The organism is Microvirga puerhi (genome assembly GCF_020089865.1).
GTDB classification, from domain to species: Bacteria; Pseudomonadota; Alphaproteobacteria; order Rhizobiales; family Beijerinckiaceae; genus Microvirga; species Microvirga puerhi.
The window spans coordinates 104,322-126,351 of sequence record NZ_JAIRBM010000012.1 but is presented as its reverse complement, the minus strand read 5'-3'; the positions used below and the strand labels follow the sequence as shown (position 1 = coordinate 126,351).

19 protein-coding genes are annotated in these 22,030 nt (G+C 62.6%); 11 read left to right on the top strand and 8 right to left on the bottom strand.

The window, feature by feature from the left end:
• Nucleotides 1-156 precede the first annotated feature (156 nt).
• The 4 genes from K9B37_RS16280 (at nucleotide 157) to K9B37_RS16265 (ending at nucleotide 4,250) form a co-directional block, all read left to right on the top strand.
• Nucleotides 157-1,098, top strand: coding sequence for a sugar ABC transporter substrate-binding protein (locus tag K9B37_RS16280; RefSeq protein WP_224314595.1), 942 nt, complete (start codon nucleotides 157-159; stop codon nucleotides 1,096-1,098).
• A gap of 72 nt (nucleotides 1,099-1,170) precedes the next feature.
• Nucleotides 1,171-2,322, top strand: coding sequence for an ABC transporter permease (locus tag K9B37_RS16275; protein ID WP_224314594.1), 1,152 nt, complete (start codon nucleotides 1,171-1,173; stop codon nucleotides 2,320-2,322).
• Nucleotide 2,323: 1 nt separating this feature from the next.
• Nucleotides 2,324-3,109 (top strand): ATP-binding cassette domain-containing protein, encoded by a 786-nt coding sequence (locus K9B37_RS16270; protein WP_224314593.1) that lies wholly within the window; start codon nucleotides 2,324-2,326, stop codon nucleotides 3,107-3,109.
• Nucleotide 3,110: 1 nt separating this feature from the next.
• Nucleotides 3,111-4,250 (top strand): Gfo/Idh/MocA family protein, encoded by a 1,140-nt coding sequence (locus K9B37_RS16265; protein ID WP_224314592.1) that lies wholly within the window; start codon nucleotides 3,111-3,113, stop codon nucleotides 4,248-4,250.
• 43 nt (nucleotides 4,251-4,293) lie between these two features.
• Here K9B37_RS16265 and recQ read toward each other — a convergent pair whose 3' ends face one another.
• Both recQ and K9B37_RS16255 read right to left on the bottom strand, forming a co-directional pair.
• A complete protein-coding gene (gene recQ / locus K9B37_RS16260) occupies nucleotides 4,294-6,096 on the bottom strand; it encodes a DNA helicase RecQ (protein WP_224314591.1) in 1,803 nt (600 codons plus the stop codon).
• On the bottom strand, nucleotides 6,093-7,382 hold the full coding sequence (locus K9B37_RS16255) for a BaiN/RdsA family NAD(P)/FAD-dependent oxidoreductase (RefSeq protein WP_224314590.1): 1,290 nt from the start codon (nucleotides 7,380-7,382) through the stop codon (nucleotides 6,093-6,095). Before K9B37_RS16255 ends, recQ begins: the two co-directional genes overlap by 4 nt.
• 26 nt (nucleotides 7,383-7,408) lie before the next feature.
• Between K9B37_RS16255 and K9B37_RS16250 the strand changes: the two genes are divergently transcribed.
• The 3 genes from K9B37_RS16250 to K9B37_RS16240 are packed head-to-tail and all read left to right on the top strand — an operon-like array spanning nucleotide 7,409 to nucleotide 10,055.
• Entirely contained in the window at nucleotides 7,409-7,960 is a 552-nt protein-coding gene (locus K9B37_RS16250; RefSeq protein ID WP_224314589.1) for a CAP domain-containing protein, read from the top strand.
• 59 nt (nucleotides 7,961-8,019) lie between these two features.
• Nucleotides 8,020-9,798, top strand: a complete 1,779-nt coding sequence (locus tag K9B37_RS16245; protein ID WP_224314588.1) for an SLC13 family permease — start codon at nucleotides 8,020-8,022, stop codon at nucleotides 9,796-9,798.
• A 56-nt stretch (nucleotides 9,799-9,854) separates the two neighbouring features.
• Nucleotides 9,855-10,055: a hypothetical protein gene (locus tag K9B37_RS16240; protein WP_224314587.1), complete on the top strand. Its 201-nt coding sequence runs from the start codon at nucleotides 9,855-9,857 to the stop codon at nucleotides 10,053-10,055.
• Nucleotides 10,056-10,107: 52 nt separating this feature from the next.
• Here the strand turns inward: K9B37_RS16240 and K9B37_RS16235 are convergent, their stop codons facing one another.
• Nucleotides 10,108-10,395, bottom strand: coding sequence for a hypothetical protein (locus K9B37_RS16235; RefSeq protein WP_224314586.1), 288 nt, complete (start codon nucleotides 10,393-10,395; stop codon nucleotides 10,108-10,110).
• Between the two features lie 220 nt (nucleotides 10,396-10,615).
• On the opposite strand from K9B37_RS16235, the gene K9B37_RS16230 reads away from it, so the two are divergent.
• The 4 genes from K9B37_RS16230 to K9B37_RS16215 all read left to right on the top strand — a co-directional run bounded on the left by K9B37_RS16230 (nucleotide 10,616) and on the right by K9B37_RS16215 (nucleotide 15,517).
• Nucleotides 10,616-11,365, top strand: coding sequence for a hypothetical protein (locus tag K9B37_RS16230; RefSeq protein ID WP_224314585.1), 750 nt, complete (start codon nucleotides 10,616-10,618; stop codon nucleotides 11,363-11,365).
• A gap of 96 nt (nucleotides 11,366-11,461) precedes the next feature.
• Nucleotides 11,462-12,400 carry a DMT family transporter gene (locus K9B37_RS16225; protein WP_224314583.1) on the top strand — a complete coding sequence of 313 codons (939 nt, stop codon included), beginning with the start codon at nucleotides 11,462-11,464 and terminating at the stop codon, nucleotides 12,398-12,400.
• A gap of 163 nt (nucleotides 12,401-12,563) precedes the next feature.
• Complete coding sequence (ribA, locus tag K9B37_RS16220; protein WP_224314614.1) at nucleotides 12,564-13,676, top strand: GTP cyclohydrolase II RibA; 1,113 nt, start codon at nucleotides 12,564-12,566, stop codon at nucleotides 13,674-13,676.
• Nucleotides 13,677-13,819: 143 nt separating this feature from the next.
• On the top strand, nucleotides 13,820-15,517 hold the full coding sequence (locus tag K9B37_RS16215; RefSeq protein WP_224314581.1) for an L-lactate permease: 1,698 nt from the start codon (nucleotides 13,820-13,822) through the stop codon (nucleotides 15,515-15,517).
• A 75-nt stretch (nucleotides 15,518-15,592) separates the two neighbouring features.
• On the opposite strand, the gene K9B37_RS16210 is transcribed toward K9B37_RS16215, so the two are convergent.
• The 5 genes from K9B37_RS16210 to K9B37_RS16190 all read right to left on the bottom strand — a co-directional run bounded on the left by K9B37_RS16210 (nucleotide 15,593) and on the right by K9B37_RS16190 (nucleotide 22,013).
• Nucleotides 15,593-16,762, bottom strand: a complete 1,170-nt coding sequence (locus K9B37_RS16210; RefSeq protein WP_224314579.1) for a M20 aminoacylase family protein — start codon at nucleotides 16,760-16,762, stop codon at nucleotides 15,593-15,595.
• A 91-nt stretch (nucleotides 16,763-16,853) separates the two neighbouring features.
• Nucleotides 16,854-18,065: a peptide ABC transporter permease gene (locus K9B37_RS16205; protein ID WP_224314577.1), complete on the bottom strand. Its 1,212-nt coding sequence runs from the start codon at nucleotides 18,063-18,065 to the stop codon at nucleotides 16,854-16,856.
• Between the two features lie 188 nt (nucleotides 18,066-18,253).
• Entirely contained in the window at nucleotides 18,254-19,138 is an 885-nt protein-coding gene (gene mmsB, locus K9B37_RS16200) for a 3-hydroxyisobutyrate dehydrogenase (RefSeq protein ID WP_224314575.1), read from the bottom strand.
• Nucleotides 19,139-19,214: 76 nt separating this feature from the next.
• Nucleotides 19,215-20,369 carry an isobutyryl-CoA dehydrogenase gene (locus tag K9B37_RS16195; protein WP_224314573.1) on the bottom strand — a complete coding sequence of 385 codons (1,155 nt, stop codon included), beginning with the start codon at nucleotides 20,367-20,369 and terminating at the stop codon, nucleotides 19,215-19,217.
• A gap of 147 nt (nucleotides 20,370-20,516) precedes the next feature.
• Nucleotides 20,517-22,013, bottom strand: a complete 1,497-nt coding sequence (locus K9B37_RS16190; protein WP_224314571.1) for a CoA-acylating methylmalonate-semialdehyde dehydrogenase — start codon at nucleotides 22,011-22,013, stop codon at nucleotides 20,517-20,519.
• Nucleotides 22,014-22,030: the final 17 nt, after the last annotated feature.

The window sequence follows — 22,030 nt, the reverse complement described above, 5'->3', positions numbered from 1 at the left end:
TGGCAGAGGAAGCGCCGCGCTTGCAGCCGATTCGGCCCGTCGAATCGCCTGCTGAACCTTCTGCGGAACTCTATTGCGCGGCGCTGACGCCGTATCGACATCGCCAGACCGGCTTGAGGGTCGCGATGTGCAATGAGACCTTTTGGGAGGAAGCCTATGAAGTCATTCATCACCGGTCTTGCTGCAGCAGCAGCCTTGACCTTTGCCGCCGCAGCCCCGGTTGCGGCGCAGCAGAACAGCCGCATTATCGTGGTCAGCCATGGCCAAGCCAACGATCCGTTCTGGTCGGTGGTGAAGAATGGCGTGACCGCCGCAGGCCAGGACATGAAGGTGCAGGTCGATTATCGCGCGCCTGAGACCTTCGACATGGTCGCCATGGCGCAGCTCATCGACGCCGCGGTCAACCAGAAGCCGGCGGGCCTCATCGTGTCGATTCCGGACGCCTCCGCGCTCGGACCGTCGATCCAAAAGGCCGTTGCCGCAGGCATTCCGGTCATCTCCATGAACTCGGGCTCCGACGTGTCCAAGAAGCTCGGCGCTCTCCTGCATGTGGGCCAGGACGAACTCGATGCCGGCAAGGCGGCGGGCGCGAAGCTGAAGGAAATGGGAGGCAAGGTCGGCCTGTGCGTCAACCACGAGGTCGGTAACGTGTCGCTCGATCTGCGTTGCAAGGGCTTTGCGGAAGGGTTCGGCGGCAAGGTAACGGTTCTGCCTGTGTCGAACGATCCGTCCGACATTCGAGCAAAGGTAAAGGCGGCGCTGGCGGCCGACAGTTCCATCGACACGATCATGGCGCTCGGCGCTCCGCTCTCCGGTGAGCCCACGGTTGCGGCAGTGAAGGAGGCCGGCAAGACCGGATCCGTGAAAGTCGCGTCCTTCGATCTTTCCGCCAACTTCCTGAAAGCTGTGTCGGCGGGCGAAGCAGCCTTCGCCATCGATCAGCAGCAATATCTGCAAGGTTACCTGCCGGTAGTCTTCCTGGCACTTGATGCGAAGTACGGCCTGATCCCCGGCGGCAATGTGCCGTCCGGCCCGAACCTGATCACGAAGGATAAAGCCGGCCAGGTGGTCGATCTGTCGGCCAAGGGCATCCGCTGAGCCATCCTATGAGGCTCGCGGTCGCGTGACCGCGAGCCTCACTTTTACCGGTTGTTTTCAAGGGAGGTCTTCATGACGGATGTCAGCCATTCGACTGCGCCCGTGGCGCCAGTCCCTCCCGGTCCCACTGCTACGCCTACTCGGGACGAGCGTCTGAAAGACGTCTCGCTCCTCACCAAGATCATGCGTCGGCCTGAGCTCGGTGCGCTCGCCGGTCTCGTGCTGGTCACGATCTTCTTTCTCTGGACCGCCGATTCCTCGATGTTCACGCTGGCGGGCATCATGAACATCCTCACGCCGGCATCCCAGCTCGGCATTCTGGCGATTGCTGCAGCGCTCTTGATGATCGGTGGCGAGTTCGACCTGTCCATCGGATCGATGGTCGCTTTCGCCGGCTTGGTCTTCGGTTCCTTCCTGACGCTGACCGGCTGGCCTCTCCTGCTTGCCATCGCCGCGACCTTCGTGGTCGCCGCTCTGCTCGGCTGCCTCAATGGACAACTCGTCATTCGGACGCGGTTGCCTTCGTTCATCGTCACGCTGGCATTCTTGTTCATCCTGCGTGGCCTCTCTCTCGTCGGATTGAAATGGGCTACCGGCGGATCGACCCAGATGCGCGGCATCGGTGACAGTGCGGGCGAAGGAATCATCCGTGGGATCTTTTCCGGGAATGCCCTTGAGGGCCCTTTCCGATGGCTCGCCGCCCATGATGTCATCGGCAAGTTTCCCAACGGGACGCCGACCGTCACGGGGGTTCCGGTCTCCATCATATGGTTCGTGCTCTTCGCCATCCTGGCCACTTGGATCTTGCTGCGCACGCGTGCAGGCAATTGGATCTTCGCGTCTGGCGGCGATCCGAATGCGGCACGCAATTCCGGTGTTCCGGTCGACCGGGTGAAAACCGGGCTCTTCATGCTGACGGCCTGTGCAGCCGCACTTGTGGCGATTCTGACCGTTCTTGACGCCGGCTCGACGGATTCCCGCCGCGGCTTCCAAAAGGAATTCGAGGCGATCATCGCCGCAGTGATCGGAGGCTGTCTGCTCACGGGAGGCTATGGCTCGGCCATCGGTGCGTTCTTCGGCGCCATCATCTTCGGCATGGTGTCGATCGGTCTGACGTATACCCGCTTCGATTCGGACTGGTTCCAGGTCTTCCTGGGCGCCATGCTGCTGCTCGCCGTGCTGTTCAATAACTTCATCCGCCGCAAAGTGACGGGAGAGCGCTGATATGACCTCTACGGCTCCCCTCATCGACATCCGCAACGTGGTCAAGCATTTCGGCTCCGTGATCGCCCTCTCGGGCGTTTCGCTCACCGTTGGTCGTGGGGAGGTGATGTGCCTTCTCGGCGACAACGGCGCCGGCAAATCCACCCTCATCAAGACCCTCGCCGGCGTGCATCGTCCGACGAGCGGCGAGTTCCTGGTCGATGGTCAACACGTTGCGTTTACGAGCCCGCGCGATGCGCTCGATGCAGGCATCGCAACCGTCTATCAGGATCTCGCCATGATCCCCCTCATGTCAGTTACGCGAAACTTCTTCATGGGACGCGAGCCGAGGAAAGGCGTCTGGCCGCTCCGTTTCATCGATTTCGACCATTGCAACGAGGTGACGCGGGAGGAAATGCATCGGATCGGCATCGATGTCCGCGACCCAAACCAGGCGGTGGGAACGCTCTCCGGCGGCGAGCGCCAGTGCGTCGCGATCGCGCGCGCGGTGTATTTCGGCGCGAAAGTGCTGATCCTCGACGAGCCGACTTCGGCGCTCGGTGTCGCGCAGACCTCCATGGTTCTGAAATACATTCATCAGGTGCGTCAGAAAGGTCTTGGCGTCATCTTCATTACTCACAACGTGCGCCATGCTTATGCCGTGGGTGATCGCTTCACCGTGCTCAATCGCGGCCGCACGCTCGGGACCTTCACGAAGTCCGAGATTCAGATCGACGAATTGCAGAACCTGATGGCCGGTGGCAAGGAACTGCAATCCCTCTCGGTCGAACTCGGCGGCATGGTATGATATGAAACCACTTGGAATCGGACTGATCGGCACAGGCTATATGGGCAAGTGTCACGCACTGGCCTGGAATGCGGTGGCGCCGGTTTTCGGCGATGTGTCGCGGCCGCGTCTTGCCGCCCTTGCGGAAGCATCGGCGGATCTGGCTCTGCAAAAAGCGCAGGAACTCGGGTTCGAAAAGGCCACCGGCGACTGGCGAGCGCTTGTGACCGATCCTGATGTCGATGTGGTGTCGATCACCACGCCGAATGCTTTTCATCCGGACATGGCCATTGCTGCGCTGGAGGCTGGCAAGCACGTGTGGTGCGAAAAGCCGATGGCAACCGCATTGGCCGATGCGGAACGGATGCATGACGTGGCACGCAGCTCAGGAAAAGTGGCAGTGCTCGGCTATAATTATATCCAGAATCCGATGATGCGCCTGATCCAACGGCTGGTCTCCGAGGACCGGATCGGCGAGGTGAACCATGTCCGCATCGAGATGGATGAGGATTTCATGGCCGATCCGGAGGCCTTCTTTTACTGGAAGAGCGAAGCCACCTCGGGGCACGGTGCGCTCGACGATTTCGGTGTCCATGCCCTGAGCCTTATCACAATCCTGTTCGGCGGTGTCCGACGCGTCTGCGGCCACATGGCGAAGCCCTTTGCGGATCGCCCACTGAAGAGCGGCGGACGACGCGCGGTCGAAACTTACGACATTGCGACGATTCTGCTCGAACTGCAGAACGGCGCTTCGGGATTGATTGCGCTCAACCGCTCCGCCTGGGGGCGGAAGGGACGCATCTTCGTCCAGATCTTCGGGTCGAAAGGCACGATCATGTACGATCAGGAGCGGATGAACGAGGTCCAGCTCTACACGACGGAGGCGGCTCCGCATGTGCAGGGATTCAGCGCCATTCTGGCGGCACCGCAGCATCCGCCCTATGACAAGTTCATTCCTGCTCCAGGGCATGGGCTCGGCTTTAACGAACTCAAGATCATCGAATGCCGCGAGCTTATGCGGCGCATAGCCGGAGAGCCTGCCCACATCATCGATTTCGAAACCGGCATTCGTATCGAACGGACCGTGGACGCCATCGCCCGCAGCGCGCATGAGGGACATTGGGTCGACGTCGCCGGTAGCGAGCGTCGCGCGGCCGCCTGATGAGGAGTTGGCCTGTCGTCTGGCAATCCCGCGAGGACAAATCCTAGTCTGCGTGTTCCCGGACGACAGACAGAAAAGCATCTGCATAGCGGTCGAGCTTGGCTTGGCCCACACCGTGGATCTCGCCGAAGTCCCGTGCAGAGCGCGGCTTCTTGGCGGCCATGTCGATGAGACTGCGATCTGAGAAGATCACATAGGCGGGCACGCCTTCTTCCTTGGCGAGGCGCGTACGTAGGGCCTTGAGCTCCATCAGCAGCGGATCGTCGCCTGAGACCGCAGCATGAGCCTCGAAACCGGCACGCCGACGGCGGCGCTCTCGCGGCTTCATCAGGACGTCCGAGCGCAGCTCGATTCCCTCCTGACCCTTGAGAACAGCGACGCCCCTGTCGGTCAGTGTCCAGCGTCCATATTCCGCAAGCTCGAGACTGACGAGCCCTGCCGCATAGATCTGACGCAACAGGGAGCGCCATTCGGTCTTCGAACGATCGGCTCCCACGCCGAAGGTCTTGAGTTGCGCATGGCCGAAGCGACGGACCGCATCGGTTTCCTCGCCGACAAGGATACTGATCAGATGCTCGGTGCCGAACCGTTCGCCGGTGCGCACGATTGCCGAGAGCAGCTTTTGCGCCTCGACGGTTCCGTCGAAGGACATCACGCCATCGATGCACAGATCGCAGTTGCCGCATGGCTCCGTACTTTCGCCGAAATAGGCCAGCAGTGTCTGGCGCCGGCAGCGTGGCGCCTCGCAGAGGGCGACGAGCGCATTGAGACGCTGCCGCTCGATGCGCTTCTGCTCATCGGAGGATTCGCTGTCCTCGATCTGCGAACGGCGTAGGCGCATGTCGTCGAGGCCGTAGAGAGTAAGCGTGTCCGCTGCGGCACCATCGCGCCCGGCACGACCGATCTCCTGGTAATAGGCCTCGATGGATTTGGGCAATGCCGCATGCGCCACGAACCGCACATCCGGCTTGTCGATTCCCATCCCGAAGGCCACCGTCGCCACCATGACGATGCCATCTTCCTGCAGGAAGATGTCCTGGTTCTTGGCGCGGTCTCCCTGCGCCATGCCTGCATGATAGGGCAGGGCGCGATAGCCGGCCTGGGACAGCGAGTCGGCAAGTCTTTCGGTGGAATCGCGCGATGAGCAATAGACGATGCCGCTCTCGTGGCGATGCTTGTCCAGAAAAGTGAAGAGTTGGCGCTTCGAGTTCTCCTTCGCCTGCATGGCAAGGCGCAGATTCGGCCGGTCGAAGCCGTGGATGAACAGACGCGGCTCCGCCTCGAACAGGCGATCAACGATATCGCCACGCGTCGCCACATCGGCCGTTGCCGTGAGCGCGATCGTCTGGACACCGCCGAGCCGGCGGCGGACCTCACCGAGCATGGCATATTCGGGCCGGAAATCGTGTCCCCATTGCGAGACGCAGTGGGCCTCGTCGATCGCCAGGAGATTGACGCCGGCCCGCGCCAGCCATTCCGTCGCATTGGTATTGGCGAGCCGCTCCGGCGAGGCATAGAGCAGGCGCATGCGTCCATCGCGGATGGCATCGCCGACCCGGCGGTTCTCGTCCGCATCGTTGGCCGAGTTCAGGCTGCCGGCCTCGATGCCGAAATGGCGCAGCGCCGCCACCTGGTCGCGCATGAGGGCGATGAGAGGCGAGACCACTAGGGTCAATCCCTGCCGTGCCAGGGTCGGCAGCTGATAGCAGAGGGACTTCCCGGCCCCCGTCGGCATGACGGCCAGAACGTCCTCGCCCGCCAGCACGGCACGGACGATCTCCTCCTGTCCTTCGCGGAAGGAGGAAAATCCGAAGACGTCGTGGAGAATCTGTCGCGGGTCGGTCACGGGTGCCGTGTGACTGACGGACCGGATTCGGTCAATGCGGCATCGGGAATCCCCAGGAATCGGAGGATGCCCTTGGCAGCCGCGATGCCGGTGGCGAAGGTCGCCTGAAGCAGATAGCCGCCCGTCGGAGCCTCCCAGTCGAGCATCTCGCCGGCCAGGAAATTCCCCGGCAGGCGGCGCAGCATCAAGTTCTCATCGAGTTCCGTGAAAGGCACGCCGCCGGCCGTGGAGATGGCGCGATCGAGGGGCTGTATGCCGGTCAAGGTCAGCGGAGCCGCCTTGATGAGTGCGGCAAGATTTTCAGGATCCGTCGGCGGCGCCGGACTTCCCTCGCGCAGGAGCGTGGCGCCTAAGGGTGACAGGCCCGCCGCTTTGCGCAGGAAGGTGGACAGCGACTGCCCACGCCGTGGGGCCTGGAGCCGCTTGGCGAGGCTCTCATGCGTGAGATCAGGGCGCAGATCGATTCGCAGGGCTGCCTGGCCCTCGCGGAGGATGGCATCGCGCAAGGGGGCTGAGAGGGCGTAGATCGCTCCGCCCTCGATCCCGGTTGCCGTGACGATGGCCTCTCCCCGAACGCGGCGGCCCTCGAATTCCAAGGCGATTCGCTTCAGAGGTTCGCCTTCAAACCGACTGCGAATCGCCTCGGACCACGCGACCTTGAAGCCCATATTGGACGGGCGAAGCGGTGTGAGGGTCACGCCCCGCTCGATCAGAAGCGGAACCCAGCCGCCGTCGGATCCGAGGCGCGGCCAGCTTGCCCCTCCAAGGGTCAGGAGCACGGCATCGGGGGCCTCAATGATCTCACCGTCAGGGCTCCCGAATCGCAGTCGTCCCCCCCCATCCCACCCATCCCAGCGGTGGCGGAAGGCAAAGCGCACACCAAGCGTTTCGAGACGCCCCAGCCAGGCCCTCAGAAGAGGAGAGGCCTTGAAGGCCTTCGGGAAGACCCGGCCGCTGGAGCCCACGAACGTCTCTTGCCCCAGGCCATGAGCCCAGACTCTGAGGTCATCGGGGGTGAAGGCCTCGATCAGGGGGCGCAGACTGGGCTCAGCCGCCCCATAGCGGCTCATGAACTGGGCAAAATCCTCATTGTGGGTCAGGTTCAGGCCACCGCGCCCGGCCATGAGGAGCTTGCGGCCGGGCGAGGGCATGCGATCGTAGACGGTGACCGATATTCCAGCCCGCCCAAGAGTCTCGGCGGCGATCAGGCCGGCTGGGCCACCCCCAATCACGGCGACGCGAAAGGGGGAGTGCGGGGGCATGCGGTGAGCTGACGCGGGAGGCATTCTGGACCCTCGACCGATGACGTGGCATGCAACGGCTCGGTCCGGTCGCGTTCCACATGACCGGCCTGGACGGTTTTTTCAAGGGGAGCGGCATTCAACGCCGCCAAGGGGCGATTCTCATGCGGGCCTTTTTCCTTTGCGTTCTGACGGCGCTGACGCTGGCCGGCTGCGCTACCGATCTGCCGCGGACGAGCGAAGTGCTCTCGAGCTCTACCAGGGATGCTGCGGCGGCCGCATCCCTGATCTCTGCCTATCGGGTCTCCAAGGGCCTGAGCCCGGTAGCAGTGGACCCGCGTCTGAACGAGGCAGCGGAATACCAAGCTCGGGCCGTCGCCGCGGCCGGGGCCTTGAGCCATGGCAATTTCGGCAGCCGCATGGATCAGTTCGGCATTCGCGGTTACTCAGCTGAAAATCTTTCCGCCGGCAGCTCCTCGGTCGAAGGGGCGATCAAGCGTTGGCAGGCTTCCGCAGGGCACAACGTGAATTTGCTGATGCCGCAAGCGCGTTACATCGGGCTGGCCCGCGCCGATTCGAACAGCCGCTACGGGCGCTATTGGGCTCTCGTTCTCGGCCAGTAGGGCCGGGCACAATGAGGGGCGTTGCGCGTTAAGGTCTCGGTCCTTACCCTGCGCCCTTCATGACATATCCGCAAATTCTCGCCTTCGCCATTGTCGCCGGGATGATGGCCCTCTTCGTCTGGGGGCGCTTCCGCTACGACGTGGTCGCTGCCGCATCCCTCCTGATCTCGGTGCTCGTGGGTATCGTCCCGGCCGACAAGGCCTTCACGGGCTTCAGCGACGACATCGTGATCATCGTGGCGAGCGCGCTTCTGGTGAGTGCCGCCGTCGCGAAGTCCGGGGTGCTCGAGGCGGGATTGAACCGCATCGCGCCTTACCTTCGCACCACGCAGATCCAGGTCGTGGTGCTCGTCGGCGTCGTGACGCTTCTGTCGGCCTTCGTGAAGAATATCGGCGCCCTCGCCATGATGATTCCCGTAGCGTTCCAGATCGCGCGGCGCACCAATACGCCCCCCTCCAGTTTCCTGATGCCCATGGCGTTCGGGTCTCTGCTTGGTGGCATCGTCACGCTCGTGGGCACGTCGCCGAACATCATCGTTTCCCGCGTCAGGGGAGAGCTGCTCGGCGAGCCGTTCCATATGTTCGATTTCACGCCGGTCGGCGCGGGAATTGCGATCGCCGGAGTGATCTTCCTTGCCTTCGGATACCGTCTGCTCCCCAAGGGGCGCAAAGGGGCTGTCTCCCTCGACGCCGCCCTCAACATCACCGATTACATGACGGAGGCGAGGGTCCCGCCGGAGTCGGATATCGCCGGGCAGACGGTGGCCGATCTGAGACGGATGGCCAATGGTGCGGTGAAGGTCTCAGCCATCATCCGCAACGAGACCCGTGTTTCGAGCCCGTTGCCCGATGCTGCGATCCGCGAGCATGACGTGCTGATTCTGGAAGGAGAGCCGGACGCTCTGGAAAGTGTCGTCGCCCGTGCCGGATTGAAGCTCAGTCATGAGCATCGGCGGCCGGAAACCGACGAGGCCACCGACGAGATCGGCGTCATCGAGGCAGTCATCGGGCCGAACTCGATTCTGACCGGCACGTCCGCGGAGCAGATCGCACTTTACGAGAGGTTTCAGGTCAATCTGCTTGCGGTGAGCCGAAGCGGGATGCGCTTCAAGGAGCGGTTGCGCTCCATCGCGCTGCAGCCAGGGGACGTCGTCGTTCTGCAGGGCAACCTGAAGCGGTTGCCGGAGACGCTGAAGGAACTCGGCTGCCTGCCGCTCGCGGCGCGGGAGATCCGGCTTGGAAATGCTCGCCGCAGCCTGTTGCCGATCGCCATCCTGGCAGGAGCCATGGTGCTCGTGGCCTTCAATCTGCTTCCCGTCGCGATCGCGTTCTTCGGTGCCGCTGTTCTCTTGGTCCTCTTCGGTTCCATCACTCTGCGGGAAGCTTACGAGAACATCGAGTGGCCGATCATCGTCATGCTTGGGGCCCTGATACCGGTCAGCGAGGCAATCCGGACGACGGGTGGGACGGACCTCATCGCCACGTGGCTCTCTTCCATCGCCCACATGCTTCCGCCCACGGGAGCGCTTGTACTCATCATGGTCACCGCCATGGCGGTGACGCCATTCCTCAACAATGCCGCGACCGTGCTCGTCATGGCACCGATTGCGGCGAGCTTTGCGACCCAACTCGGATTCCGGCCCGATGCCTTTCTGATGGCTGTCGCCATCGGTGCTGCATGCGATTTCCTGACGCCGATCGGGCATCAGTGCAACACGCTGGTCATGGGACCCGGCGGTTATCGATTCGGCGATTACTGGCGCCTCGGCCTGCCGCTGTCGATCATCGTCGTCGCGGTTGGCGTTCCGCTCATCATGGTGTTCTGGCCGCTTCGGTAAGGAACGGACCGTAGGGCCGTCCGTTAGCGTCGCAGACAAGCCATGGAGTATGTGTCATGACCAGAGGACCCGGTCCTTACGATCCGCAGCCGCAGCCACCGACTCCTCCGCCCAATCCGGTTCTTCCGGGTCATACCCCGACCGAAATCCCCGCCGGAGAGCCGACGGAGGTTCCGGCAACCGATCCGGATCTTCCCCCATCGGAGCCTGGTGTTCCCGATCCGGGAAATCCGCCCAATCCCGGCCCAGTGGCCTGAATGACGCGAAAGCCCGGAGCTCGCTCCGGGCTTTCGCCATCGTGTGCCGAATTCAGGGAAAGGCTGCCGTCAGAAGCAGCGTGAGGCCCGTCACCGACGAAACAAGCGCGACGATCAGCGACCAGCAATGGAGACGATCCCGCTCCTCCTGATTGAGCAGGGAACGTAGTCTCGCGTCAGAGCGACCGAGGATGAAGCTATGATGCCGAGCAGGGGCCGAGTGGAGGCTCGACGACCCCAGGACGGGACGCTGCCCGACGGCGACGCCGGAGGTCGAGAACGATCGGTCGGGAGTAGAATCCGAATGCATGACAGCCGCGGCGTCCAGGGAACAGGTCATTTGCCACCCTCGCCCCTGAGGAGTGAACGTCGGGTAAAGCCGGCGCCGAACCCACAATCGTCGTAAATCAATGGTTGCCGTGTCCACCTCATCGGACCTGTCGAAACCTCAAAAATGACGGTGATCTGATAGCTGGTTGGCTTACCCATCGGCATCTATGGTCTTCTCGAAGCCTATAACGTTATGATAGGACATGTCCTCAATTTTTTGGGGGCTTTCAATGTCGAGACCATTCATTTTATTGGTGGGGCTGGCCGTTTTGCTGTCCGCCTGTAATCAGACGGGCGGTGCGCGCCTTGCCAGCACGGCGGCTGGTCTCGACCCGACCGGGATAGCAGGCACGGCAGTCGGCCTTGCGCAGAGCGTTGCGCCGGCCGAAGAAGCTTCGTCGGATGGAGTGAAGCTCAGCAGAATGGCGGCAAGGCTCCGGGACGTGGCTGACGGGCGGACCGATCGTCCCAACCTGATGAGCGCCGTCGACGGCCAGATGAGCCAAGTCATGATGATGCAGAACATGGCTCTGGCGAATAGCATCGCCCAGGCTGCCATTGGTGGCGCCATGTCAGGCGGCGTGGGTCTCCTCGCCTCTGCGCCGGGAATCGCCATGCAGGCGGCAACGACCGGTATGGCGAATGCACAGATATCTGCGGCGCGGAGCCAAGTGCAGTCAGCCATGGTCCAGGCCGAGGCAGAGCGGGCGGCTGCCCGGATTGTTCCTGAGGCGGATCGCCCGACAGAGGCCAGGGCAATCCTGTCCGTCATCGATGGAGCGAATGGGCGGAGTACCACATGGCGTAATCCCGAGACCGGCGCTTCGGGAAAAGTGACGGTCCAGGTCTTCCCGAAGAGCGACATGTCGATGGGTCTCGTATGCCGCCTCGTTCATCAGGAATGGAAGGGAAGCGAGGGAACGCGTAAAGGGTCCATGGTGGCCTGCAAGCAGGACGGCGAGTGGTACGATCTCTCCTGACGGCACAGGAAACGGGTCGAACGGCAGATGCCGACATGCCATGACAAGGTCTCGTTTACGGACCTCGCAATGACAGAATCCTCGATTCGAAAAACCATGACCGCCTCCGACTGGGCGCTGTTGATCGTCCTCTCCGTCGTCTGGGGCGGCTCATTCCTGTTTATCGGCGTGGTCGTGAAGGAGTTGCCGCCCTTCACCATCGTGGCCTGTCGTGTCCTCCTGGCAGCCCTTGCCTTGCAAAGTGTGCTACGGCTCATGGGAATATCGCTGCCGCGAGAGAGGCGGGTTTGGGCTGCCTTTCTGGGCATGGGCGTCCTGAACAATGCCATTCCTTTCACGCTGATCGTCTGGGGTCAGGGCCATATCGCCAGCGGCCTGGCGTCCATCCTGAACGCGACGACGCCACTCTTCACGGTCGTCGTCGCTCACTATCTGACTGCCGACGAGAAACTGACCGGGGCGCGGTTGGCCGGCGTCGTGACCGGCTTCGTGGGTGTTGCGATCATGATCGGAGCGGCTGCCTTCTCGGCTCGCGATGCAAGCATCCTGGCGCAGGTCGCAATTCTGGGAGCAGCCCTGTCCTATGGCTTTGCCGGCGTCTTCGGACGACGCTTCAAGAGCATGGGCGTCCCGCCTCTGGTCACTGCCGCGGGCCAAGTAACGGCCTCGAGCATTCTCCTGGTTCCCCTGGCTTTGGCTGTCGACCGGCCGTGGACCCTGCCGCTTCCCGGCACCGCCGCCCTCCTTTCCCTGGCGGGGCTCGCCATCATCTCTACGGCATTCGCATATATTTTGTTCTTCCGCCTGCTCGCGCGGGCTGGGGCTACGAATGTGGGCCTCGTCACCTTCCTGATCCCCATCAGCGCAATTCTGTTCGGTGTCTTGCTCCTTGGAGAAAGGCTCGAAACCCGGCAAATCGCCGGCATGAGCCTCATCGGTGCGGGTCTGATCCTGATCGACGGTCGGCTGATTTCGGGTCTTCGCCGGCGGCTGTCTCCACCAGAACCTGCCTTGAGAAAACAGGCCGATTGTTGAACCTGCATGGCAGCCATCCCATCTGCCTCATTAGGGACTTCAAAGGGGCTATGCTAAGGTTACGCCATTCTGAAAGCGCGACCGTGTTCGGTCGGCGTCCATGGTTCGCCAGAGAAGGATGGCTCTTGGCCGAGGCTGTTCGGTCGTTTGAGCTCAATCGATGATGCGTCTTGTCTTAAGTCTATCAGAGGATCCCGCCGTCACCGCCGTGGAGCGGGCCGTCATGGAGTTTCGCAGCGCTCGTCCCGTCGTGATTGATGGGACAAACGGCAGCGCTCTGGCTCTCGGCATTGAAGACCTCGATGATGCTATGGCCGAGCAGATCGAGGCGATCGCCGGTGGTCATGCTCACCTCGTTCTGCCGCCAGCCCGTCTGCGCCGCCTCGGACTGGTCCGCGACGCAGCCGGAAGCGTGGCGCTTCCCACCGTCGACAAGCAGCGTATCGAAGCCCTCGCGCTCAAGATGGATGGGCGCATCGATGCGCCTGTTCGGCCTGCTACATCCATCGATGAAGAGGCGCTTGAGCTCGCGCGCCTGTCCTTGGTCTTGCCGGCAGTAATCGTCGTGCCACTGACGGCCGGAATCGAAGTCGATCCTTCGCTGGTCCGCGTCTCCGGCGCGGCGATCCGGAATCATCGCCAGGCGAAGACGCTCGATCTCAGGATCGTCAGCCGAGCACCCGTGCCTTTGGAGGGCGCTCCGAGCAGTGAGTTCGTGGTGTTTCGCGGCGGTGAGGGCATGCGCGACCAGGTCGCCATCATCGTCGGCTCACCTGATTTTTCGAAACCCGTAACGGTCCGCCTGCATTCGGCTTGCCTGACAGGCGACCTGTTCGGCAGCCTGAAATGCGATTGCGGCGATCAGTTGCGTGAGACGGTCCGCTTCATGGCGCAGAACCAAGGTGGCATTCTTCTCTACTTGGACCAGGAGGGCCGAGGGAACGGAATCGCCAACAAGATCCGTGCCTACAAGCTGCAATCGCAGGGCTATGACACCTATGACGCCGACGAGGTGCTCGGGTTCGATGCCGATCAGCGCCGGTTCGAATTCGCCGCCGTCATGCTCCAGAAGCTGGGTGTCTCGTCGGTCAGGCTCCTGACCAACAACCCGGAGAAGATCGAGACTTTGAAGAAAGCGGGTCTCGACGTGGTGTCCGATCACCGCGTCCTCGGGCGTCCCACGGCGGAGAATGTGAGCTACCTGGCCTCGAAGCGGGATCGGGCCGGGCATTACATCGATATCGAAGGTCTGCTGGCCGCATCCGCCAAGGATTGAGCACGCCGGCTATCCTGAAAACCTGCACCTTTAGTTCATATTGTCGCAAAGGCGCATCGCCCTAACTTTGTTACGGGCGGGACGACCGCTGTGGCCTGACCGCCTCAACCAAATGCCGGCATCAGCTGGCAGGTTCAGGGGAAATGGTCATGTGGAGCCAGGTCTACAATCCGTTCGGGAGCGCCGTTCTCTCGACCATCGTTGCCGCCTTACCGGTCGTATGCCTGCTGGGGCTCATCGCTTTCGCGAGAATGCAGGCGCATTTTGCGGCCATCATCGCTCTTATCCTTACGCTGCTCATCGCCATTGCCGGCTTCGGCATGCCGAGCGGCATGGCTCTTGAAGCCGCTGGGCTTGGAGCCTTGACCGGGCTCTTCCCCATCGGATGGATCATTCTCAACGTCATCTTTCTCTACCGGCTGACGGTCGAGAACGGTTCGTTCAAGACCCTGCAGGACTCGATTGCCGGTATCACGGCGGACCGCCGTCTGCAGCTTCTCCTGGTCGCCTTTTCGTTCGGCGCCTTCTTCGAGGGGGCGGCGGGGTTCGGTACGCCGGTCGCGGTCACCGGTGCCATCCTCATCGGGCTCGGGTTCTCCCCCCTCGCGGCATCGGGCCTGTCGCTGATCGCCAACACCGCTCCGGTGGCCTATGGCGCCCTCGGAACGCCGATCGTGACCCTCGGAGCCGTCACGGGGCTTGATCCCTTCGCCCTTGGCGCTATGGCCGGACGGCAGCTGCCTTTCTTCTCCCTTATCGTGCCGTTCTGGCTGATCTGGACCTTCGCCGGTTTCCGCGGAATGCTGCAGATCTGGCCGGCTGTGCTGGTCTGCGGCGTCGCCTTCGCGGTTCCACAATTCCTGGTGTCGAATTACCACGGTCCCTGGCTGGTGGACGTGGTCGCGTCCCTCGTGTCGATGGCCTGCTTGTTCGGTTTCCTCAAGATTTGGCAACCTGTCGAGATCTGGGCGAGTCCCGCCCTGCGCAGCGGCGAAACGGAGGCGACGCTGGCAAGCCGCCCGGCCTCGCTCGGCGCTGCCGCGACGGCGGAGCTCTCCGGAACCCCGCGCCACAGCTCCAGCGACGTGTTCAAGGCGTGGCTTCCATGGATCATCCTCTGCGTTGTCGTCTTCATCTGGGGAACGCAGACCTTCAAGGACGTCGTCAACCCGCTCTATTTCCCGAAATGGACGTTCGAGGGCCTACACAACATGGTGCAGAAGGTCCCCCCGGTCGTGCCGAAGGCGACGCCGGAGGCTGCGATCTTCGGGTTCAACATCCTCACCATGACGGGCACCGGCATCCTGCTGGCGGCGATCATATCCGGGTTTGTGATGAAATATTCGCCTCTGCGGCTGATCCAGGCCTATGGCGAGACGCTTTGGGTGGTTCGCTACTCTCTCATCACCATCGCAGCCATGCTCGCTCTGGGAACGCTGACCCGTTATGCCGGCGTTGATGCGACGCTGGGCCTCGCCTTCGCCCAAACGGGCTGGCTGTATCCGTTCTTTGCGGCGCTTCTCGGCTGGTTGGGCGTGGCTCTGACAGGCTCCGATACGGCCTCGAACGTTCTCTTCGGCAATCTGCAGAAGATCACGGCGGGTCAGCTCGGCCTGTCGGAGATCCTCATGGCCGCATCCAACTCGAGCGGCGGCGTCATGGGCAAGATGATCGACGCACAATCCATCGTGGTGGCGTCAACCGCAACCAACTGGTTCGGCCACGAGGGCACCATCCTGCGCTTCGTGTTCTGGCACTCGATCGCACTCGCGTCGCTCGTGGGTGTCCTCGTGATGCTGCAGGCCTATGTCCATCCGTTTACGGCCATGGTGGTTCACTGACGGTTGGCGCCTGCCCGACATGACATCGCCGCCGGTATAAACCGGCGGCGATTGTCTTTTTAACCACAGGTTGGATCAGCGCGCCGGCATGCCCGCTTCGACGACTTTCGCCCAAAGAGACACGCCATAAGGCGCCGCTTCGTCGTCGAAATTATAAGCTGGATGGTGAAGTCCGGCCGTGTCTCCATTGCCGACGAAGATATAGGCGCCGGGTCGCTCGTTCAGCATGAACGAGAAATCCTCCGACCCCATCATGGGCTGAACACCTGTATCGACAGCGTTCTCGCCGGCAATCTGCTTGGCGACATCGACGATGAAGGAGGTCTTTTCCGTATCGTTGACGGTCACTGGATATCCGCGCCAGTAGGTGATGCTAGCCTTGGCGCCGAAGGCTGCGCAGACGCCGTCGACAATGCCCCGGATCCGGTCTTCCGCCAGATCCTGGACGGCTGGAGACAAGGTACGCACCGTACCGAGCAGCTCCGCCGTCTGCGGAATGACGTTGAAGGTTTCGCCCGACTTGATCGAGCAGACCGACACCACCACTGATTCCAGCGGATCGACATTGCGCGACGCAACGGATTGCAGAGCTGTGATTACATGGCTTGCCACGAGGATCGTATCGATTCCGTCGTGCGGACGCGCGGCATGAGCGCCCTTGCCTTCGATGGTAATGCTGAAGCGATCGGCCGCAGCCATGATTGGCCCCGGCTTGATAGCGAAATGGCCGACCGGGAGGCCTGGCATATTGTGCATGCCGTAGACTTCCTGCACGCCGAAGCGCTCCATGAGCCCGTCCTTGATCATGGCGTCACCGCCGCCGCCGCCTTCCTCCGCAGGCTGGAAGATCATGATCGCGGTGCCGTCGAAGTTGCGGGTCTCCGCCAGATACTTCGCGGCGCCGAGCAGCATGGCGGTGTGACCGTCGTGGCCGCAGGCGTGCATCTTACCGGGAGTCTTGGACTTATAGGGAAGATCGGTGGCTTCCTCGATCGGAAGTGCATCCATGTCGGCGCGCAGTCCGATGACCTTCCCGGATGCATTGGTGCGACCCTTGATCACGCCGACGACACCCGTCTGCGCGATCCCAGTCACCACCTCGTCGCAGCCGAATGCCTTGAGCTTGTCGGCGACGATGCCGGCCGTGCGGTGGACGTCGAAGAGAAGCTCCGGATTTTCGTGGAAGTCTCTGCGCCAAGTGGCAATTTCGTCGGTGAGATCGGCAATACGATTGATGATCGGCATGGAAGACCCTTGCATGGTGGGGCAAGCGCCAAGCGAAGCAGAGGATAGGCTCCCCCGTCAATTGCTACAGAGGATCAAAAGGCGGCTTTTGTCAGCGAGTCCGGTGAAGGATGGCCTTCGGGCGGGTTGTCCGGAATTGCCCGCGCTCGATAGCGACGAAGATCAGCACCACCACAACGAGAGCCGTGAACCACCAGACCTGCGCCGTGCCGATGCCGAGGCATCCGAATGCATAGGCGGTTGCGAAGGCAGCTATGATTCCAGGCTCCAGGATCGGACGCTGCTCGCTGGATTTCCGCACGACAGAATAGAGGAGGACGGCCCCCGCCACTGCTCCGACAAGGCCGAGCTCGTACCAGATCTCGAACAGCACCGTGTAGGGTGCATCCACCGATAGCAGACTGAAGAATCGGCCGCGCAGGGCGGTTTCAAGTCCGTGACCCGTGATGAGGCGAAGCGGTTCGCTCGTCACCACATGACGCCATACATCGAGGCTGGCGACGAGGGGAGAATTCGGCCCCGCAATCATCACGGCGGCCGGTTCGAGGACAAAGGGCAGAATGGGGGCGAGCAGGAGCAGCCCCGCCATTGTCAGGGCGATCAGCCGTGGTCCGGCACGGGGGGCGATGGCGGTCAAGGCAAAGGCAGCCGCACCGATGGCCAATCCTTCAAGGGCCAGCGATTCTCCGGTCAGAAGCGCTCCCAGGGCGACGAGAACGGCCAGAAGCAAAGCCTCCAGGCTACGACTCCGAGAATGCAACCACGTCACGGCAGGCCACACCAGGAGCGCCAGCACGATCATCCCGCGCTCCAAGCTCCCGCCATCCTGGTCCAGGCTGAAGTCGCCTTCATATGCAATGAGCAGGCCCAGGAATGCCGTGAGACCGACCCCGACCGGTAGGATGTAGAGATTAGCCGACCGCATGCGATCTGGAAGCGCCAGATAGCCGGCGAGGCCGAGCAGAGCCATAGCCGCAATATTGAGCAGCCGTTCGGAGGCTTCTGGGACGAATGGGGTCCAGAGCAGGGACAACGCGCTCCACGCCAGCAGCACGATACCGGCAAGCCCTGCTGACGATGTCAACACACGGATGAGCTTGTCGCGCGGCGCCCGCGCGCCGCTGTCGAGAAAGGTCGCAAGCACCAGAAGGGCGACCGCCAGAGGGGCCAGGACCACGACAGCGCGCCGGGTGAGGAGGGCCGCAATCGGGATCGCGAAGAGGAGGAGCGCGAAACCCACACGGCGCAGAAAGGCAGCAGCGTCGGTGGAGGGATCAGCCGTGAGGGCGGGCGAGCGGGCCATATTGGGTCGACAATCGGGAGTTGAACTTCTCAGCTTGACCGTAACCAACCTGAGAGCCGAAAGCTGTAGAGCCGATGCAACACCTCCCTAAGCTTTCATCGCATCTGAAGTTTCCCATGCGTCATGATTGTTGGGCGCCGCCGTACCTGCCTACCGCCAGGGGAATACCGTCCCAAAGCGGGACTTTATCAACTTTTCCGGCCACGAATGAAGTTGATGATGCCGGAAAAGTCTTCGCCTTCGTGCCCTGCATTGTTGAAAAGTGAATAGAGCTGAGCAGCTTCGGCTCCCAGAGGGGTCGTTGCCCCTGACGCGAGCGCCGCCTCCTGGGCGAGCTTCAGATCCTTGAGCATCAGGGCGGCGGCGAAACCGGGCTTGTAATCGTTGTTGGCCGGCGAGGTGGGGACTGGGCCAGGGACCGGGCAATAGGTGGTCAGCGACCAACACTGCCCCGAAGATGTCGAGGCGACGTCGAACAGCGCCTGATGGGACAGTCCAAGCTTCTCTGCCAGAACAAAGGCCTCGGCCACGCCGATCATGGAAATGCCGAGGATCATATTGTTGCAAATCTTCGCTGCCTGTCCGGCACCTGCCTCGCCGCAATGAACGACCTTTTTGCCCATCTGCGACAGGATCGGCTCGGCCTTCGCAAACGCTGCCGCTGAGCCGCCGGCCATGAAGGTCAGTGTCGCGCCCTTGGCGCCGCCGACCCCGCCGGAGACAGGCGCATCGAGGGAGGCGAGATCATGCTCCTTCGCCATGGCATGGGCCTTGCGGGCACTCTCCACGTCGATCGTCGAACAATCGATGACCAGGGTGCCGGGCTTCACAGCCGACAGAATATCGGACCAGACGGAAAGCACATGCTTGCCCGCCGGCAGCATGGTGATGACGATGGCAGCATCCCGGACGCTGTCCTGTGCCGAGCCGGCAACGGCGATCCCATCCGCACGCGCTTGATCGCAGGAGGCGGGCACGAGGTCGAAGCCGACGACTTCGTGTCCAGCTTTGACGAGATTGGCGGCCATGGGGCCACCCATGTTGCCGAGTCCAATGAAGGCGATGTCGGTCAATGGAGTCCTCCCCCTTGTTATGTCGGTTACGTCGTTGGAGCGATCCTCTTGCAGGCCTGCATGACCGGGCCTCACTTCAAGGCCGATTGCCGCGGCCGACGAGATCCCGCGCTACGATTAGGCGCATGATCTCGTTGGTCCCTTCGAGGATCTGATGGACGCGAAGATCGCGAACGATCTTCTCGATTCCGTAATCGGCAAGATAGCCGTAGCCGCCATGGAGCTGCAGCGCATCGTTCGCCACCTGGAAGCCCACATCGGTGGCCATGCGTTTCGCCATGGCGCAGAGCTTCGTGGCGTCGAGCGCTTTGGCGTCGAGGGCGGAGGCCGCGCGCCACAGCAAGGTGCGTGCCGCTTCGAGATCGGTCGCCATGTCCGCAAGCTTGAACTGGAGCGCCTGGAAATCCGCGATGCGCTTGCCGAAGGCCTTGCGATCATTTGCGTAGGCGAGCGCTTTGTCGAGCGCGGATTGCGCGCCGCCGAGCGAACAGGCACCGATGTTGAGGCGTCCGCCGTCAAGGCCCGACATGGCGATCTTGAAGCCCATGCCTTCATCGGAGAGGCGGTTGTCCACCGGTACGCGCACGTCCTCGAAGATCACGGCGGCGGTCGGCTGGGCATTCCAGCCCATCTTCTTTTCCTGGGCTCCGAAGGAGACGCCGGGCATGTCCTTTTCGATCACGAGCGTCGAGATGCCGGACGGCCCTTCCTCGCCGGTGCGGACCATGGTCACGTAGATGTCGGAGACGCCGGCGCCTGAGATGAACTGCTTGACGCCGTTGACCACATAATGGTCGCCGTCGCGCACGGCCTTGGTCTTGAGCGCCGCTGCATCGGATCCGGAGCCCGGTTCGGTCAGGCAATAGCTGGCGATCAGCTCCATGGTGACGAGGCGGGGAATGAAGCGCTGGCGCTGTTCCTCCGATCCATACCGGTCGATCATCCAGGTCGCCATGTTGTGGATCGACAGATAGGCCGAGATCGCCGGGCAGCCGGTGGCGAGCGCCTCGAAAATCAGTGCCGCGTCGAGACGGGTCATGCCGGACCCACCCACATCATCGCGGGTGTAGATCGCCGCCATGCCGAGTGCCGCGGCTTCGCGCATCACGTCGACGGGAAAATGCTTCTTTTCATCCCATTCGAGGGCGTGGGGAGCGAGGTTCTCCGCTGCGAAGGCCAGGGCCATGTCGCGGACGGCGATTTGGTCGTCGGTGAGAGAAAACTGGTTCATGATCCGGGATGATACCCCACTTTTCGCATTCTCTCCGGTGACGTCCAGGCGAGTCTTACGAAAGTGTCCAAGCGATAATGGCCGGGTGGAGCCCGGCCATAAGGGATAATGGATCAAAGCCCTTGCAAGTCCAGGGCGGTATTCGCCTCACTGCATCGTCGGAATGGCGAATTCAGCACCTTCCTTCGTGCCCGACGGCCAGCGGGAGGTCACCGTCTTCGTCTTGGTGTAGAAGCGAATCGCATCCGGGCCGTGCTGGTTGAGATCGCCGAAACCGGAGCGCTTCCAGCCACCGAAGGTATAATAGGCCAGCGGCACCGGGATCGGCACGTTGATGCCGACCATGCCGACATTCACCCTGGCGGCGAAGTCGCGGGCGGCATCGCCGTCGCGGGTATAGATCGCGACGCCGTTGCCGTATTCATGCTCGGTCGGCAGACGCAGTGCCTCGTCGTAGTTCTTGGCGCGCACCACGGAAAGCACGGGCCCGAAGATCTCTTCCTTGTAGATGCGCATCTCAGGCTTCACGTCGTCGAAGAGGCAGCCGCCCATGTAGAAGCCGTTCTCATAGCCCTGCATCTTGAAGTTCCGGCCATCGACCACGAGCTTCGCACCTTCCTTGATGCCGAGATCCACATAGGAACGGACCTTGTCGAGATGAGCTTTCGTGACCAGCGGGCCGAAATCGGCAGATGGATCGGTTGAGGGGCCGACTCTCAGGCTTTCCACCCGCGGGATCAGCTTGTCCATGAGTGCGTCGGCGGTCGCCTTGCCGACCGGAACCGCGACGGAGACCGCCATGCAGCGCTCGCCCGCCGAGCCGTAGCCAGCGCCGATCAGCGCATCCACCGCCTGGTCCATGTTGGCGTCGGGCATGATGATCATGTGGTTCTTCGCGCCGCCGAAGCATTGGGCACGCTTCCCGTTCGCCGCGGCGCGGGCATAGACGTATTCGGCGATGGCCGAGGAGCCGACGAAGCCGACCGCCTTGATGTCCGGATCGTCGAGAATGCCGTCGACCGACTCCTTGTCGCCATTGACGACATTGAGGATACCGGCGGGCAGGCCCGCTTCGATCATCAGTTCGGCGAGGCGCATCGGGACGCCCGGATCGCGCTCGGACGGCTTGAGGATGAAGGCGTTGCCGCAGGCAATGGCAGGCGCGAGTTTCCAGAGCGGGATCATCGCCGGGAAGTTGAACGGCGTGATGCCGGCCACGACGCCGAGCGGCTGACGGATCGAGTACATGTCGATGCCGGGGCCGGCGCCTTCCGTGTACTCGCCCTTCATCTGATGCGGGATGCCGACGCAGAATTCGGCCACTTCGACGCCACGCTGGATGTCGCCCTTGGCGTCGGAGATCGTCTTGCCGTGCTCGCGAGCGAGCAGTTCGGCGAGGGAGTCGGTCTCCTTGGCGATCAGCTCCAGGAACTTCATCAGGACGCGGGCGCGGCGCTGCGGGTTGGTGGCGCCCCAGGCGGGCTGTGCGGCCTTGGCGTTCTCCACTGCTTGGCGCAGCTCATCCTTGGAGGCGAGCGCCACCCTGGCGATGACCTCGCCGGTCATCGGCTGGAAGACCTCAGCCGTACGGCCGGATTTGCCCGGGACGTGCTTGCCGCCGATGAAATGTCCAATCTCGCGCATGGCGTCTCTTCCTCCTG

Coding starts and splice junctions, on each gene's coding strand:
- K9B37_RS16255 (WP_224314590.1), bottom strand. CDS start 7,382: ATGCCTCCCGCGTCAGCTCACCGCATGCCCCCGCACTCCCCCTTTCGC.
- K9B37_RS16240 (WP_224314587.1), top strand. CDS start 9,855: ATGACCAGAGGACCCGGTCCTTACGATCCGCAGCCGCAGCCACCGACT.
- K9B37_RS16210 (WP_224314579.1), bottom strand. CDS start 16,762: ATGCCGATCATCAATCGTATTGCCGATCTCACCGACGAAATTGCCACT.
- K9B37_RS16250 (WP_224314589.1), top strand. CDS start 7,409: ATGCAACGGCTCGGTCCGGTCGCGTTCCACATGACCGGCCTGGACGGT.
- K9B37_RS16190 (WP_224314571.1), bottom strand. CDS start 22,013: ATGCGCGAGATTGGACATTTCATCGGCGGCAAGCACGTCCCGGGCAAA.
- K9B37_RS16230 (WP_224314585.1), top strand. CDS start 10,616: ATGTCGAGACCATTCATTTTATTGGTGGGGCTGGCCGTTTTGCTGTCC.
- K9B37_RS16215 (WP_224314581.1), top strand. CDS start 13,820: ATGGTCATGTGGAGCCAGGTCTACAATCCGTTCGGGAGCGCCGTTCTC.
- K9B37_RS16270 (WP_224314593.1), top strand. CDS start 2,324: ATGACCTCTACGGCTCCCCTCATCGACATCCGCAACGTGGTCAAGCAT.
- K9B37_RS16225 (WP_224314583.1), top strand. CDS start 11,462: ATGACCGCCTCCGACTGGGCGCTGTTGATCGTCCTCTCCGTCGTCTGG.
- K9B37_RS16195 (WP_224314573.1), bottom strand. CDS start 20,369: ATGAACCAGTTTTCTCTCACCGACGACCAAATCGCCGTCCGCGACATG.
- K9B37_RS16245 (WP_224314588.1), top strand. CDS start 8,020: ATGACATATCCGCAAATTCTCGCCTTCGCCATTGTCGCCGGGATGATG.
- ribA (WP_224314614.1), top strand. CDS start 12,564: ATGCGTCTTGTCTTAAGTCTATCAGAGGATCCCGCCGTCACCGCCGTG.
- K9B37_RS16275 (WP_224314594.1), top strand. CDS start 1,171: ATGACGGATGTCAGCCATTCGACTGCGCCCGTGGCGCCAGTCCCTCCC.
- K9B37_RS16280 (WP_224314595.1), top strand. CDS start 157: ATGAAGTCATTCATCACCGGTCTTGCTGCAGCAGCAGCCTTGACCTTT.
- K9B37_RS16205 (WP_224314577.1), bottom strand. CDS start 18,065: ATGGCCCGCTCGCCCGCCCTCACGGCTGATCCCTCCACCGACGCTGCT.
- K9B37_RS16235 (WP_224314586.1), bottom strand. CDS start 10,395: ATGACCTGTTCCCTGGACGCCGCGGCTGTCATGCATTCGGATTCTACT.
- K9B37_RS16265 (WP_224314592.1), top strand. CDS start 3,111: ATGAAACCACTTGGAATCGGACTGATCGGCACAGGCTATATGGGCAAG.